This window comes from Pelomonas lactea, from assembly GCF_043555885.1.
In the GTDB taxonomy this organism is placed as follows: domain Bacteria; phylum Pseudomonadota; class Gammaproteobacteria; order Burkholderiales; family Burkholderiaceae_C; genus Pelomonas; species Pelomonas lactea.
Map to the genome: position 1 here is coordinate 815,384 of NZ_JBIGHX010000002.1, position 12,820 is coordinate 828,203.

Sequence of the window (12,820 nt, forward strand, 5' to 3'; positions counted from 1 at the left end):
TGTCGCGCTCAATCGTGGGTCAGGCGTTCCTTGATGACCACCGAACCGTTCTCAAGCGTTTCGATGACGCCGCGCTCTTCCAGGTCTTTCATGACGCGGCTGACCATCTCGCGCGACGCGCCGACGACCTTGGCCATGTCCTGGCGCGAGACCTTGCCGCGGATGATCTTGATGCCCTTCTCGTCCTCGGCCATGTCCAGCAGCGTGCGCGCCACGCGGCCGTAGACGTCCAGCAGCGCCAGCGACTCGATCTGGCGGTCAGCGTTACGCAGTCGCGCCACCAGCCCGCGCAGGATGCCGTAGGACAGGCTGCTGCTCTCAGGCAGGCAGCGCGCGAACTCCAGGCGGCCCAGCACCAGCATGTCGGTCTGCACCTCGGCACGCACGGTGGCCGAGTGCGGCTCGTTGTCGATGAGGCTCATCTCACCGACGTAGTCGCCGGACTGCAAGACGGCCAGGATGACCTCGCGGCCGCGCTGGTCGGCCGTCAGCACGCGGGCACGGCCGTTCAGCAGAATGAACAGCGCATTGGACTTCGTACCCTGTTCGACGATCAGTTCACCGCGCTTGAAGCGGCGCTTGACGACGCTGTCGGCGATGGACTGGGCCTGGTCGGTCGTCAGCATCGAGAACAGCGGAACCCGGCGGATCAGGTCGAGGTTGGAAATCATCGCCATATGCAGTCTCCAGGTTTGGGGCCCAGGCCGGCGCCTACAACGACGCCTGCCTAAAATGGCGTGCATTGTGCACACGTGGCAGGCTTCGCCGCTCCGGGTTACGCCGGGGTTTGCCCCCTAAAACACCCTTGAGAGACGTTCCGTCGCCCTCACCTCCCCTGACATGACCGCCAACACCCAACATCACGGCCTGCTCATCCTCGGCTCGGGCCCCGCCGGCTACACCGCCGCCATCTATGCCGCGCGCGCCAACCTGAAGCCCACGCTGCTGACCGGCATGGCCCAGGGGGGTCAGCTCATGACCACGACCGAGGTCGACAACTGGCCGGCCGACGTGATGGGCGTCCAGGGCCCCGAGCTGATGCAGCGCTTCCAGGAGCACGCCGAGCGCTTCAACACGCAGATCGTGTTCGACCACATCAACAAGGTCGACTTCTCCAAGCGCCCGTTCACACTGTTCGGCGACAGCGGCACCTACACCTGTGACGCGCTCATCATCGCCACCGGCGCCTCGGCGAAGTACCTCGGTCTGGAATCCGAACAGTCCTTCATGGGCCGCGGCGTCAGCGCCTGCGCGACCTGCGACGGCTTCTTCTATCGCGGCCAGGAAGTCTGCGTCGTCGGTGGCGGCAACACGGCCGTCGAGGAGGCGCTGTACCTGTCCAACATCGCCAACGTCGTCCACCTGATCCACCGCCGCGACAAGTTCCGCGCCGAACCCATCCTCGTCGACAAGCTGATGGAGAAGGCTGCCGCCGGCAAGATCGTGCTGCACCTGCACCAGCAACTCGATGAAGTGTTGGGCGACGCCTCCGGCGTGACCGGCGTGCGCACGCTGAACGTGAAGGACGGCGCCAAGGTCGACATCCCAGTTCATGGCTGCTTCATCGCCATCGGCCACCAGCCCAACACCGAGATCTTCCAGGGCCAGTTGGAGATGAAGGACGGCTACATCGTCACGAAGAGCGGCCTGAACGGCTTCGCGACGATGACCAGCGTGCCCGGCGTGTTCGCAGCCGGCGACGTACAGGACCACGTCTACCGCCAGGCCATCACGAGCGCCGGCACCGGCTGCATGGCCGCGCTGGACGCACAGCGTTTCCTGGAACAGGAACAGGGCTGAACGCCCACACGCCGAGCTTCTTCCAGACTCGCGGGTTTTCCGCTATACTCGCGGGCTTGCCTGCCGGATGGATCGCGTTCGAACCTTGAAACCCTTCCAGGTTTGGATTTAGCAGGCATTTGCGGTCAAAGGGTTGCCCGAGCAGCTTGGGCAACTGGTCAAACGTCAGAGTGGAGAAGCGTCATGGCACGCGTCTGTCAAGTCACGGGCAAAAAGCCCATGGTCGGGAACAATGTTTCCCACGCCAACAACAAAACCAAGCGCCGGTTCCTGCCGAACCTGCAATACCGCCGTTTCTTCGTGGAATCGGAAAACCGTTGGGTGCGCCTGCGCATCTCGAACGCCGCTCTGCGTCTGATCGACAAGGTCGGTATCGACCAAGTCGTCGCCGACCTGCGTGCCAAGGGCGAGCTGTAAAGCGCGCCGTTCACTGACCTACTGAAGGAACACGACCATGGCATCCAAAGGCGGCCGCGAAAAGATCAAGCTGGAGTCCACCGCGGGCACCGGCCACTTCTACACGACGAACAAGAACAAGAAGACCACGCCCGAGAAGCTCGAATTCATGAAGTTCGACCCGAAGGCGCGCAAGCACGTCCTGTACAAGGAAATCAAGCTGAAGTGATGCACAGGGCCACTCTGTAGCCCTGCACTTCCGACAAAACAAAACCCGCCAAGCGGCAACGCTGGCGGGTTTTGTCTTTTGCGAAAGGCTCCGACTCGGCGCGATCAGCGTGGGGCCGCGGCGGCCGTGCTGGCGCGGAACTCGGTGTCGAACCAACGGTCGATCATTCGCTTCTCATAGCGCAGCGTGTCGTTGCTGAAGTAGTTGCTGAAACCGTCCTGGTAGTTCATGTCGCGCAACGTGGCCTTGCCCTGCTGAACGACCTTGTCACCGTCGCGGACCTCGTAATCCAGCGTGATGGACGGCAGCGTGATCGTGCGCATCACGCGCACCCAATCGGCGCTGCGGCCGAATGGCTCCACCTGGCCGGCAAGGTCGACATCGGTGACGTTGATGAGCACGGTGCGCCCCGGCAGGTGCTTCTGCGCCTGAGCCACCAGGTGCGCCTCGATGTCCTTCAACACGGCCGTGTTGCGAAAGCCGTTGTTGTCCTTGATGTCGATGAACGACTCCGGCTTGACGAAGTTGACCTGCACGTCGGCATGTGCGGTGGCAACAAAGGCCAGCACGCCCAGGGTGATCCAGCAATGTTTCATGGCACGCCTCCTCAATCAAAGACTGCGTACGCCAAGTCTAGGCCACACAACAAAAAAGGGCGCCCTGCAAGGGCGCCCTTTTACCAAAGCGAAACGCGGTTCAGGCACGCACAGCGCGCAAGCGCATCGAGAACGCCTGCAGTTCCGCAATGCCGCTTTCCTCGGCGCGGCGGCACCAGGCCTGCAAGTCCGCCACCAGTTGCTCGGCCGACACGTTCGTGCGGGTCCAGAGCTGGCGCAGTTCCTCGCGCATCGTCACCAGCTTGTCGATGGCCGGGCTGGCCGCACGGGCATGGGCCAGGTCACCATGCACATCGGCCGGGATGCGATCCTCATCGCGATGCAGCCAGCGCTTGGCCAGCTTGAACTGCGTGAAACGCTCGCTGTGCTGGCCACCTTCGGCTTTGATCTTGGCAAGCTCTGCCGCGCAAGCCGCCTTCAGGTCGCGGGCGTAATTGGCCATGACCTCGTAGCGGTTGGCAATCAGCGCCTCCAACGTGCGGGCGTCGGCAGCCGGCTTCACTTCACCCAGACTCAGCTTGGGCGCCGTCTTGCGGACCTTGGCCCAACCGATCATCTCCATCGCGCGGATGTAGCCCCAGCCGATATCGAACTCGTACTTCTTGACCGAGAACTTGGCCGATGTCGGATAGGTATGGTGGTTGTTGTGCAGTTCTTCGCCACCGATCAGGATGCCCCAGGGCGACACGTTCGTCGACGCATCAGGCGCCTCGAAGTTGCGATAGCCCCAGTAGTGCCCGATGCCGTTGATGACGCCAGTGGCCCAGACGGGAATCCATGCCATCTGGATGGCCCAGACCGTCGCACCGATGGCGCCGAACATGGCCAAGTCCAGGATCAGCATCAGCGCCACGCCCTGCCAGGAGAAGCGGGTATACAGGTTGCGCTCGATCCAGTCGTCCGGCGTGCCCTTGCCGTACTTCTCCATGGTTTCCATGTTCCTGGATTCGGCACGGTACAACTCGACGCCGGTCAGCAGCAGCGCCTTCAGACCGCGGGTCTGCGGGCTGTGCGGGTCTTCCTCGGTCTCGCACTTGGCATGGTGCTTGCGGTGGATGGCAACGAACTCCTTGGTCACCATGCCGGTGGTCAGCCACAGCCAGAAACGGAAGAAGTGCGACGGGATGGGCCCCAGCTCCAACGCGCGGTGCGATTGCGCACGATGCAGAAAGATCGTGACCGAACAGATAGTGATGTGCGTCACTACCAGCGTAAAGACGACGATCTGCCAGGCGCTGGCGTTGAGCAGGCCGTCGCTCAACCAGTTCACCATGGCGTTCAGAATTTCGTTCATGCGTCCAAGACCTCAACCCACGAGGGGCATGCAAAGGAAAGTCAATTGTAGAGGAGCGCCCCCAATAACAAGGGGGGCACGCGCCCTCATTCGGGCGTACCGCGTGTGATGCGACGCGGTCTTTTGACCTGGGTCAAGCCGCCCGTTCCCACGCGACGGCGAAAAAGCCGTCCGTGGCGTGGCGGTGCGGCCACAGCCGGAGTGCGCCGTTTTCCACGAGCGCACCGGCGCCTTCGACCTGCACCTTGCTCAGCGCTTCATCCGCGCCCAGCGGCTTGAAGTCCGGGTGGGCAGCGGCGAACTCGGCCGCGATGACCTCGTTCTCGGCGTCCAGCAGGCTGCAGGTGGCGTAGACCAGCCGGCCGCCCGGCTTCACCAGGCGAGCGGCGCTGGCCAGGATGGCCCGCTGCTTGGCCTGCAGCTCGGCCACGGCCTGCGGCGACTGGCGCCATTTCAGGTCGGGGTTGCGGCGCAGCGTGCCCAGGCCCGAGCACGGCGCGTCGACCAGCACGCGGTCGATCTTGCCTGCCAGGCGCTTGATGCGGTCATCGCGCTCATGGGCGATCTGCGCCGGGTAGACGTTGGACAGGCCGCTGCGCGCCAGCCGCGGCTTCAGCGCGTCCAGCCGGTGGCCGGACACGTCGAACGCGTACAGCCGGCCCGTGTTGCGCATCAACGCGCCCAGTGCCAGCGTCTTGCCACCCGCGCCTGCACAGAAGTCCACCACCATCTCGCCGCGCTTCGGGGCCAGAAGCAGCGCCAGCAACTGGCTGCCCTCGTCCTGCACCTCCACGCCACCGCTGGTGAACAACGCCAGCTTGTTCAGCGCCGGCTTGCCCTGGATGCGCAGGCCCAGCGGCGAGTACGGCGTCGGCGTCGCGTCGATGCCCTCGGCCTTGAGCTGCTCCAGCGCCTCCTCGCGCTTGAGCTTCAGCGTGTTGACGCGCAGGTCCAGCGGCGCGGCTTCGTTCAGCGCGGTGGCGAGCCGCCAGAACTCGTCGTCGCCCAGCCGCTCCTGCAGCGGCACGGCCAGCCAGTCGGGCAGGTTGTGGCGCAGCCGGGGCTGCAGGCTCTCCGGCGCGATGGCCTGGACCTGGGCCAGCCACTGCTGCTCCGCCGGGCTCAGCGCGGCGCGCAGAAAGCTGTCGCTGCCACGCCAGGCCAGCATGGCCAGGCGCCGGTTCAGCGGGCCGCTGCCGCTCTGGGCCAGGTTCTGGAACTTCAGTCGCTCGCGCAGCAGCGCATAGACGGTCTCGGCAAGACTGGCGCGTTCGCGCTGGCCGAGGTTCTTGTGTTGACGGAAAAAGGCCGAGACCGTGGAATCGACCGGCGCGTCGAGCTTGTTGACGGCGGCGATCAGTTCGGCGCACAGCTCCAGCAGGGCATTAGGATGCATCGCCCCATTATCCCAAGCCCGCACGCATGAAGCTCTGGACCCAGCTGCGCTTGCGCCCTCGCCTGCTGACGGCCGTGCTTGCGGGCAGCGCCATCGCCGCCGCCTGGCCTGGCGAGCTGGCCACCGCGACGCGGCTGCTGCTCGGCTGGAACCTCGTGATCTGGATCTACCTGCCGCTGGTGCTGTGGATGATGCTGGGCCGCGCCGGTGGGGTGGACGTGGAGGCGCGCGCACGCAACTTGGCCGAGGGCATCCCGGCGATGCTGCTGCTGGCCGTGCTGGGCGCGCTGGCCAGCCTGGCCGCCATCACGCTGGAGCTGCAGGCCGCACGCCAGGCGCACGACACGCGCTACGTCGGGTTGGCGCTGGCCACCGTGGCAGGCTCCTGGCTGCTGCTGCCGGTGGAATTCGGCCTGGCCTACGCGAGCCTCTACCACCGCCGCGACAAGCAGGCGCACGGGCTGGAGTTCCCGGGCGACGACGGTCCGCCGGACTACGGCGACTTCCTGTACTTCTCGATCACCGTCGCAGCCACGTCGCAGACCTCGGACGTCGGCGTCAGCACCAAGCCCATGCGCCGGCTGGTGCTGCTGCAGTCGTTGCTGGCGTTCGCATTCAACACCGGGGTGCTGGCGCTGTGCATCAACATCCTGGCCGGGCTGGTCAGCTGAGCAGGAGCTGCTGCGGCGCGCCTTCGCGGTGGTGGACGCGTTCGCCGTCCCACACCAGCGCGCCCTCGACGAACCAGCGCACCGACTGCGGATAGATGCGGTGCTCGGCCGTCAGCACGCGGGCCGACAGCGCCTTCGCATCGTCGCCCGGCAGCACCGGCACGGCGGCCTGCATGACGATGGCGCCGTGGTCCAGCTCGGCGGTGACGAAGTGCACCGTCACGCCGGCGATCTTGCAGCCCATCTCGATCGCCCGCTCGTGCGTGTGCAGCCCCGTGAAGGCCGGCAGCAGCGACGGGTGGATGTTGAGCATGCGGCGCGCGTAGCGGGCCGTGAAGCCGGGCGTCAGGATGCGCATGAAGCCGGCCAGCACGACGAGGTCGGGCGAGAAGCCGTCGATGACGCGCGCCAGCTCGGCGTCGAAGGCCTCGCGACTGGCGTAGGCCTTGTGGTCGACCACCGCCGTGGCGATGCCGTGCGCGGCCGCGAACTGCAGGCCGCCGGCGTCGGGCCGGTTGCTGATGACGGCCGCCACCTCGGCCGGCCAGCCTTCGGCCGCGCAGGCCTTCACGATGGCCTCCATGTTGGAGCCCCGTCCAGAAATCAGAATCACCAGTCGCTTCATGGGAAGGCAGTGTAGGCGGCGCACCCATGGCGACCGGCAGGTCCAGGGGCAATGCACGACAATCCGCGCCCCATGTCGACACCCGCCATCACCCGCCCGCGCGTCCTGTCGGGCATGCGCCCAACCGGCGCACTGCACCTCGGCCACTTCCACGGCGCACTCAAGAACTGGGTGGCGCTGCAGGACACGCATGACTGCTTCTTCTTCGTCGCCGACTGGCACGCGCTGACGACGCAGCGCCCCAGCGGCGAGACGCTGTCCCACCACGTCTACGAGATGGTCACCGACTGGCTGGCCGCCGGCGTGGACCCCGAGCGCTGCACGCTGTTCCTGCAAAGCCGCATGCCCGAGCACGCCGAGCTGTTCACGCTGCTGGCCATGTGCACGCCGTCCAGCTGGCTGGCTCGCATGCCCAGCTACAAGGACCAGGTCGCCGCCGACCCGGAGCTCGCCACCTACGGCTTCCTCGGCTACCCGCTGCTGCAGGCGGCCGACATCCTGCTCTACAAGCCCGCCGGCGTGCCGGTGGGCGAGGACCAGGCGGCCCACGTCGAAGTGACCCGCGAGGTCGCTCGGCGCTTCAACCGGCTGTACGCCGAGGCCGCGCCCGTGTTCGTCGAGCCGCAGGCGCTGCTGACCGAGACCGCCCGCGTGCCCGGGCTGGACGGCCAGAAGATGAGCAAGAGCCTGGACAACGCCATCGCGATGCGCGACGCGCCCGAGGTCACGGCCACCAAGCTCCGCACGATGCCCACCGACCCGCAGCGCGTGCGCCGCACCGACGCCGGCGACCCGGCGCGCTGCCCCGTGTGGCCGCTGCACCAAATCTACAGCGACGACGCCACGCGCGCCGCTTGCGACACCGGCTGCCGCACCGCCAGCATCGGCTGCCTGGACTGCAAGCAGCCGCTGATCAAGGCCATCCAGCGCGAGCAGGCGCCCTGGCGCGAGCGGGCCGCGGCGCTGGACCCGCAGCAGGTGAAGTGGACGCTGGAGCTGGGCACCGAGCGCGCCCGTGCCGTGGCACGCAAGACGCTGCGCGAGGTGCGCAGCGCGATGGGGCTGGTCGCTTGAACGCTGAGAAAGTGCATGTCACGGACCTCGAGGCCGCCATCAACTGGTGGCGCGAGCGGTCGCCGTCCGTCGACGGCGTCAGCGCCGCCCCCGAGGTGCGTGCGCTGGCCGAGGCCTATGCCCTGCTGGCCTGGCAGCGTGCCACCGAGATCGACGTCGACGCGATGAGCGACCAGGCGCTGGGCGCCTGGCTGGACTGGTACGAAACGACGCCCGACTCGCCCTGCATTGCGATCTGCTCCACGGCGCAGGGCGACCCCGTCTGCAAGGGCTGCGGCCGCACCTTCGACGAGGTGCAGCACTGGCCGGGGCTGGACCCGTTCGAGAAGCGCATCGTCTGGCAGCGCATCACGCAGGAAGGCACGGCCTGGCGCTTCAACCGCTATGCGGAGCGCGCCACACGATGACCAGCCGCATCCGCTTCATCGACAGTGTCCGCCGGCTGGTGCCGCAGGCATGGCCCGCGCTCGTCGGCCAGCTGGCCGTCATGATGTTCAGCACGGTCGACACGTTGATGATGGGCCGCGTCGGCCCGCACGACCTGGCCGCGCTGGCCGTGGGCTCGGCAGCCTATGTGAGCATCTTCGTCGGGCTGATGGGCGTCGTGCTGGCCGTCGGGCCCATCGCCGGGCGGCAGTTCGGCGCCGACGACCTGCCCGGCTCGGGCCGCAGCTTCGTGCAGGCGCAGTGGCTGGCCGTGCTGCTGTGCGTGCCGGGCTGCCTGATGCTGTGGTTCCCTGACCCGTTCATCTGGCTGGCACAGCTGGACGCCGCGCAGGCCGACAAGGTGCGCGCCTACACCCGGCCGGAGGCCTTCGCGCTGCCGGCGGCGCTGCTGTTCACGGCGTTTCGCGGCTTCTCCACGGCGGTCAGCCGGCCCAAGGCCGTCATGGCCATGCAGCTCACCGGCCTGGCGGCCAAGGTGCCGCTGAACGCCGTGCTCGTGTTCGGCTGGGGCCCCATCCCGGCGATGGGCGTGGGTGGCTGCGGCTGGGCCACGGCCATCGCGATGACGGCGCAGGCGCTGGTGGCGCTGGTGCTGTTGCGGCGCGACGCCTTCTACCGCCCGTTCCGCATCCCCTTCCTGTGGCAAACACGGCCGCACGGGCCCGACCTCCTGGGCCTGGTGCGGCTGGGCCTGCCGATGGGCGGCTCCATCCTCGTGGAGGTCACCGGCTTCACGTTCATGGCCTTCTTCATCGCACGGCTGGGCGCCACGCCGGTGGCCGGCCACCAGATCGCCGTCAACCTTGTCGCGATGATGTTCATGACCGCCCTGGCGCTGGCCACGGCCGCCGGCACGCTGGTGGCCCAGCACCTGGGCGCCGGCCAGAAGCACGAGGCACGCACCGTCGGCCGGCATGCGATGGCGCTGGCCACGCTGGTGGCGGCTGCCTTGGGCGCCGTCGTCGCGCTGGCGCGCGAGCCCATCATCGCGCTGTACACCAGCAACCCCGAGGCCGCCGCGGCCGCGCTGCCGCTGCTGGTGTGGGTGTGGTTCTTCCACCTGGGCGACGCACTGCAGACCGTGGCCGCCTACGTGCTGCGGGCCTACCAGGTGGCCACGCTGCCCATGGTCATCTACGTCGTCGCGCTGTGGGGCCTGGGCATCGGCGGCGGCTACGTCATCGCGTTCGGCGCCAACGGCAATGGCGCCGTCGGCTTCTGGCAGGCCGCCACGGCCGGGCTGCTGGCCGCGGCGCTGCTGCTCAGCCTGCTGCTGCGCAAGGTCTTCGACGAGAACCGCTAGTCACGGCGCCGCTCGCCCGGTCGCGCGCCGCCTCAGGCGCTCGCCGCCGGCAGGAAGATGACGAAGCGGCTGCCGCCGCCGTCGCGCGCCAGGCAGCGCACGCTGCCGCCATGGCGCTCGGCGATCTGCTTGACCAGACTCAACCCCAGGCCCACGCCGCCGGCCATCTCGGCATGCCCGGGCAGCCGGTAGAACGGCTCGAAGATGCGCTCGCGCAGTTCCGCCGGCACGCCGGGGCCGCGGTCGGCCACGGTGAACTCGAAGCCGCCCGCCACCGGCCGCAGGCTGAGCTGCACCTCGGGGCCACCGTAGCGGCGCGCGTTGTCCAGCAGGTTGCGGAGCGCGCGGCGCAGCAGCCGCTCCTGGCCCTGCACGCGGGCGGTGTCGGTCTCGGGCTCGAAGCTGGCCTCGGCGCGGGCGGCTTCCTCGGCGCCCAGCGCCAGCAGCTCCACGGCGTGCGTCTCGCCCACCGAGCTGCCCGCCTCCAGCCGACTGGCCAGCAGCACTTCCTCGACGAGGGCGTCCAGCTCGGCGATGTTGACGTCGATCTCGTGCGCCAACCGCTCACGCTGCGCGGGCGTGGCCTCGTCCAGCATCGCAAAGGCCATCTTCAGCCGCGCCAGCGGCGAGCGCAGCTCGTGGCTGGCGTTGGCCAGCAGCGTCTGGTGCGACCGCAGCAGCGTCTCGATGCGCTCGGCGGCCTGGTTGAAGCTGTGCGCCACCGCCGCCACCTCGTCGCGGCCGCTGTCATCCACCCGGTGATGCAGTTGGCCGGCACCGAACTGCTCCACGCCCTGCTTGAGCGCCTCCAGCCGGCGCGTGAGCCGTCGCACCACGGGGAAGGCGCCCACCGCAACACCCACGAACAGCAGGACCAGCACCACGGCCAGCGTCGACACGGCCGGCGCACCCGGCGACACCGGGCGGTGCAGCCAGGGGCTGGTCCAAGGGCCTTCGTCGGGGCGGCGCTGCCCGCCCGGGCCTTGGCCCGAGCCTGCTCCCGACGCGGCCTGACCGCCGGGCGGATTGGGCGGGCGCATGGTGCGCACCATCTCCAGGCTGCGGCCGTCGCCCAGCTCGGCGCTGACGACGATGGCGCCCGGCTCTTCCAGCCGGCGCCGGAACATCTGCGTCGTGCCGATGCGGCTGCCATCCGCCGCCTCCAGCGCCAGCGGCATGCGCAGCCGGCCGCCCCAGTCGGCAAAGGCCGCCGCCTGGTCGGCACGCGGCGCCGTGGCCGGCGGCAGCGCCAGCTTCAGCAGGCCGGCCATCGCGTTGAGGCGCTCGCTGGCCGCGATCTCGACGTTGCCGCGCTCCTGCTCGATGTGGCGCTGGAACAGCCAGGCGGAGCCGAACGCGAACGCCAGCAGCAGCGCCACCAGCGTCAGGTAGATGCGGAGGTAGAGACTCTTCAAATCGATGGTTCCTGGCGCATGGATGAAGATTTCGGGCCGGGCGCCGGGCCGCCCCAAGCCGGCCCGTCTGGCGATGTGCTCGCGGCTCGATGCCGCGAGCATCGCCGTCCCCTCGGGGGACCGGCTGGATGCGCCGCGTTCTGCGCGCGCGGCCGGACGAGGGGCTTCACGTCAGTCCGAATCAGCGTCCTGCTTGCGCGCAAAGACGTAGCCGGCACCGCGCACGGTCAGCACGCGGCGGGGGTTCTTCGGGTCGTCCTCGATGACGGCACGGATGCGCGAGATGTGCACGTCGATGGAGCGATCGAAGGCCTCCAGCGGGTGGCCCTTCAGCGCGTCCATGATCTGGTCGCGGGAGAGCACGCGGCCCGGACTCTGCGCCAGCACGACCAGCAGGTCGAACTGGTGGCTGGTCAGGTCGCAGATCTTGCCGTCCAGCCGCGCTACGCGGGCGGCCAGGTCGATCTCCAGGCGGCCGAAACGCAGCACCTCGTCGCCGTCGAGCTTGGGCTCGAGCCGGCGCAGCAGCGCCTTGATGCGGGCCTGCAGCTCGCGCGGCTCGAAGGGCTTGGCGAGGTAGTCGTCGGCACCCAGCTCCAGACCGAGGATGCGGTCCATCGGCTCACCACGGGCCGACAGCATCAGCACCGGCTGGTGACGCCAGCGCGGGTCACCGCGCAGCCAGCGGCAGAAGTCCAGGCCGTCGCCGTCGGGCAGCATCAGGTCCAGCACCAGCAGCTCGAATCGGCCGTGCGCCAACGCCTCGCGCGCGGCGCCCAGCGTGCCCGCCGTGCTGACTTCAAAGCCCGCGGCGCGGAGGTAGTCACCCACCATGCCGGTCAGGCGGGCGTCGTCGTCAATCAACAGCAGTCGAGCACTCATCAGCGGAGCCAGCGGGGTGTAGGAAGGCCGGCGCTCACGGGCGCCGGATTGGCGGGGCTCAAGCATCGCAGAACTCATCGGCGCGCAGCAATCAACCCGGTCGACGGTGCTCGGCCATGCGGGCGTGGCGCCGCTTGGCGACCTCGGCGATCTTGGCGCGCTGCTCCGGTGTCAGCACGCGGGCAGCGTCAATGCTGGCCTGGCTCATGCGCTTGGACGCAGCCTCGTGCTGGGCGCCCATCTGCTGGCGCACGGCCTCGATGGCCGCAGCGTCGATGTTGGGGGCGGTGTAGAGCGCGGCCAGCTGCTCGTGCAGCTTGGCGCCGGCTTCGCGCTGGCCCGACAAGTCCTGGCGAGCGGCCTTGAAGATGGCGTCGATCTGGCTGCGCTGGGCGTCGGTGGCGTTCACGACGTCCAGCATGTGCCCGATGTGCCCGCCGAACAGGCCGCCGCCGGGGGCCATCGCGGCGGGGCCGCCACGGTGGCCGTGCCCCTCAGGCTGGGCCTGCGCGGCCACGCCGCTCAAGGCCAGCGCCGCAGCCACGGTGCCGACGCGCAACAGGTTCTGGAACTGGAAGGCTTTCATCACAGGTCTCCTGAAGGAAGAGGGAGTGATGTGGATCTTCCGAGGGGCCTGTGTGGGATCTTTGGGCCCGCGGTAAAGAACTGTG

The 12,820-nt window shown here is 68.5% G+C and carries 15 protein-coding genes; 7 read left to right on the forward strand and 8 right to left on the reverse strand.

What is annotated here, in order from left to right; translation table 11 throughout:
- Positions 1–8 precede the first annotated feature (8 nt).
- The gene (locus tag ACG04Q_RS07945) at positions 9–677 is read right to left on the reverse strand and encodes a Crp/Fnr family transcriptional regulator (RefSeq protein WP_394406723.1); all 669 of its coding nucleotides are present in this window, start codon (positions 675–677) and stop codon (positions 9–11) included.
- 163 nt (positions 678–840) lie between these two features.
- On the opposite strand from ACG04Q_RS07945, the gene trxB reads away from it, so the two are divergent.
- The 3 genes from trxB to rpmG all read left to right on the forward strand — a co-directional run bounded on the left by trxB (position 841) and on the right by rpmG (position 2,425).
- Positions 841–1,800 (forward strand): thioredoxin-disulfide reductase, encoded by a 960-nt coding sequence (gene trxB / locus ACG04Q_RS07950; RefSeq protein ID WP_394510351.1) that lies wholly within the window; start codon positions 841–843, stop codon positions 1,798–1,800.
- Positions 1,801–1,983: 183 nt separating this feature from the next.
- Positions 1,984–2,217, forward strand: a complete 234-nt coding sequence (gene rpmB / locus ACG04Q_RS07955) for a 50S ribosomal protein L28 (protein WP_268153841.1) — start codon at positions 1,984–1,986, stop codon at positions 2,215–2,217.
- A 37-nt stretch (positions 2,218–2,254) separates the two neighbouring features.
- Complete coding sequence (gene rpmG, locus ACG04Q_RS07960) at positions 2,255–2,425, forward strand: 50S ribosomal protein L33 (RefSeq protein WP_025564431.1); 171 nt, start codon at positions 2,255–2,257, stop codon at positions 2,423–2,425.
- A gap of 104 nt (positions 2,426–2,529) precedes the next feature.
- On the opposite strand, the gene ACG04Q_RS07965 is transcribed toward rpmG, so the two are convergent.
- The 3 genes from ACG04Q_RS07965 to ACG04Q_RS07975 all read right to left on the reverse strand — a co-directional run bounded on the left by ACG04Q_RS07965 (position 2,530) and on the right by ACG04Q_RS07975 (position 5,732).
- Positions 2,530–3,021, reverse strand: a complete 492-nt coding sequence (locus ACG04Q_RS07965) for a DUF3016 domain-containing protein (protein WP_394510352.1) — start codon at positions 3,019–3,021, stop codon at positions 2,530–2,532.
- 100 nt (positions 3,022–3,121) lie between these two features.
- The gene (locus ACG04Q_RS07970; RefSeq protein WP_394510353.1) at positions 3,122–4,336 is read right to left on the reverse strand and encodes a DesA family fatty acid desaturase; all 1,215 of its coding nucleotides are present in this window, start codon (positions 4,334–4,336) and stop codon (positions 3,122–3,124) included.
- Positions 4,337–4,469: 133 nt separating this feature from the next.
- Complete coding sequence (locus tag ACG04Q_RS07975) at positions 4,470–5,732, reverse strand: RsmB/NOP family class I SAM-dependent RNA methyltransferase (RefSeq protein ID WP_394510354.1); 1,263 nt, start codon at positions 5,730–5,732, stop codon at positions 4,470–4,472.
- A 26-nt stretch (positions 5,733–5,758) separates the two neighbouring features.
- Between ACG04Q_RS07975 and ACG04Q_RS07980 the strand changes: the two genes are divergently transcribed.
- Positions 5,759–6,403, forward strand: a complete 645-nt coding sequence (locus ACG04Q_RS07980) for a DUF1345 domain-containing protein (RefSeq protein ID WP_394510355.1) — start codon at positions 5,759–5,761, stop codon at positions 6,401–6,403.
- Here ACG04Q_RS07980 and purN read toward each other — a convergent pair.
- Positions 6,396–7,028 carry a phosphoribosylglycinamide formyltransferase gene (gene purN / locus ACG04Q_RS07985; RefSeq protein WP_394510356.1) on the reverse strand — a complete coding sequence of 211 codons (633 nt, stop codon included), beginning with the start codon at positions 7,026–7,028 and terminating at the stop codon, positions 6,396–6,398. The two genes, ACG04Q_RS07980 and purN, sit on opposite strands and share 8 nt — an antisense overlap.
- Positions 7,029–7,115: 87 nt before the next feature.
- On the opposite strand from purN, the gene trpS reads away from it, so the two are divergent.
- Genes trpS through ACG04Q_RS08000 form a run of 3 tightly spaced genes read left to right on the forward strand, consistent with a single transcriptional unit; the run spans position 7,116 to position 9,852 of the window.
- Positions 7,116–8,102, forward strand: a complete 987-nt coding sequence (trpS, locus tag ACG04Q_RS07990; protein WP_419964744.1) for a tryptophan--tRNA ligase — start codon at positions 7,116–7,118, stop codon at positions 8,100–8,102.
- A complete protein-coding gene (locus ACG04Q_RS07995) occupies positions 8,099–8,509 on the forward strand; it encodes a DUF3717 domain-containing protein (protein WP_394510358.1) in 411 nt (136 codons plus the stop codon). The genes trpS and ACG04Q_RS07995 overlap by 4 nt, the downstream gene beginning before the upstream one ends.
- Entirely contained in the window at positions 8,506–9,852 is a 1,347-nt protein-coding gene (locus tag ACG04Q_RS08000) for an MATE family efflux transporter (RefSeq protein WP_394510359.1), read from the forward strand. The genes ACG04Q_RS07995 and ACG04Q_RS08000 overlap by 4 nt, the downstream gene beginning before the upstream one ends.
- Before the next feature lie 32 nt (positions 9,853–9,884).
- Here ACG04Q_RS08000 and ACG04Q_RS08005 read toward each other — a convergent pair whose 3' ends face one another.
- The 3 genes from ACG04Q_RS08005 to ACG04Q_RS08015 all read right to left on the reverse strand — a co-directional run bounded on the left by ACG04Q_RS08005 (position 9,885) and on the right by ACG04Q_RS08015 (position 12,735).
- Positions 9,885–11,267, reverse strand: coding sequence for a sensor histidine kinase (locus tag ACG04Q_RS08005; protein ID WP_394510360.1), 1,383 nt, complete (start codon positions 11,265–11,267; stop codon positions 9,885–9,887).
- Positions 11,268–11,438: 171 nt separating this feature from the next.
- The gene (locus tag ACG04Q_RS08010) at positions 11,439–12,149 is read right to left on the reverse strand and encodes a winged helix-turn-helix domain-containing protein (protein ID WP_394510361.1); all 711 of its coding nucleotides are present in this window, start codon (positions 12,147–12,149) and stop codon (positions 11,439–11,441) included.
- Positions 12,150–12,240: 91 nt separating this feature from the next.
- On the reverse strand, positions 12,241–12,735 hold the full coding sequence (locus ACG04Q_RS08015) for a Spy/CpxP family protein refolding chaperone (protein WP_394510362.1): 495 nt from the start codon (positions 12,733–12,735) through the stop codon (positions 12,241–12,243).
- Positions 12,736–12,820 lie beyond the last annotated feature (85 nt).

Coding starts and splice junctions, on each gene's coding strand:
- ACG04Q_RS07945 (WP_394406723.1), bottom strand. CDS start 677: ATGGCGATGATTTCCAACCTCGACCTGATCCGCCGGGTTCCGCTGTTC.
- trxB (WP_394510351.1), top strand. CDS start 841: ATGACCGCCAACACCCAACATCACGGCCTGCTCATCCTCGGCTCGGGC.
- rpmB (WP_268153841.1), top strand. CDS start 1,984: ATGGCACGCGTCTGTCAAGTCACGGGCAAAAAGCCCATGGTCGGGAAC.
- rpmG (WP_025564431.1), top strand. CDS start 2,255: ATGGCATCCAAAGGCGGCCGCGAAAAGATCAAGCTGGAGTCCACCGCG.
- ACG04Q_RS07965 (WP_394510352.1), bottom strand. CDS start 3,021: ATGAAACATTGCTGGATCACCCTGGGCGTGCTGGCCTTTGTTGCCACC.
- ACG04Q_RS07970 (WP_394510353.1), bottom strand. CDS start 4,336: ATGAACGAAATTCTGAACGCCATGGTGAACTGGTTGAGCGACGGCCTG.
- ACG04Q_RS07975 (WP_394510354.1), bottom strand. CDS start 5,732: ATGCATCCTAATGCCCTGCTGGAGCTGTGCGCCGAACTGATCGCCGCC.
- ACG04Q_RS07980 (WP_394510355.1), top strand. CDS start 5,759: ATGAAGCTCTGGACCCAGCTGCGCTTGCGCCCTCGCCTGCTGACGGCC.
- purN (WP_394510356.1), bottom strand. CDS start 7,028: ATGAAGCGACTGGTGATTCTGATTTCTGGACGGGGCTCCAACATGGAG.
- ACG04Q_RS08000 (WP_394510359.1), top strand. CDS start 8,506: ATGACCAGCCGCATCCGCTTCATCGACAGTGTCCGCCGGCTGGTGCCG.
- ACG04Q_RS08010 (WP_394510361.1), bottom strand. CDS start 12,149: ATGAGTGCTCGACTGCTGTTGATTGACGACGACGCCCGCCTGACCGGC.
- ACG04Q_RS08015 (WP_394510362.1), bottom strand. CDS start 12,735: ATGAAAGCCTTCCAGTTCCAGAACCTGTTGCGCGTCGGCACCGTGGCT.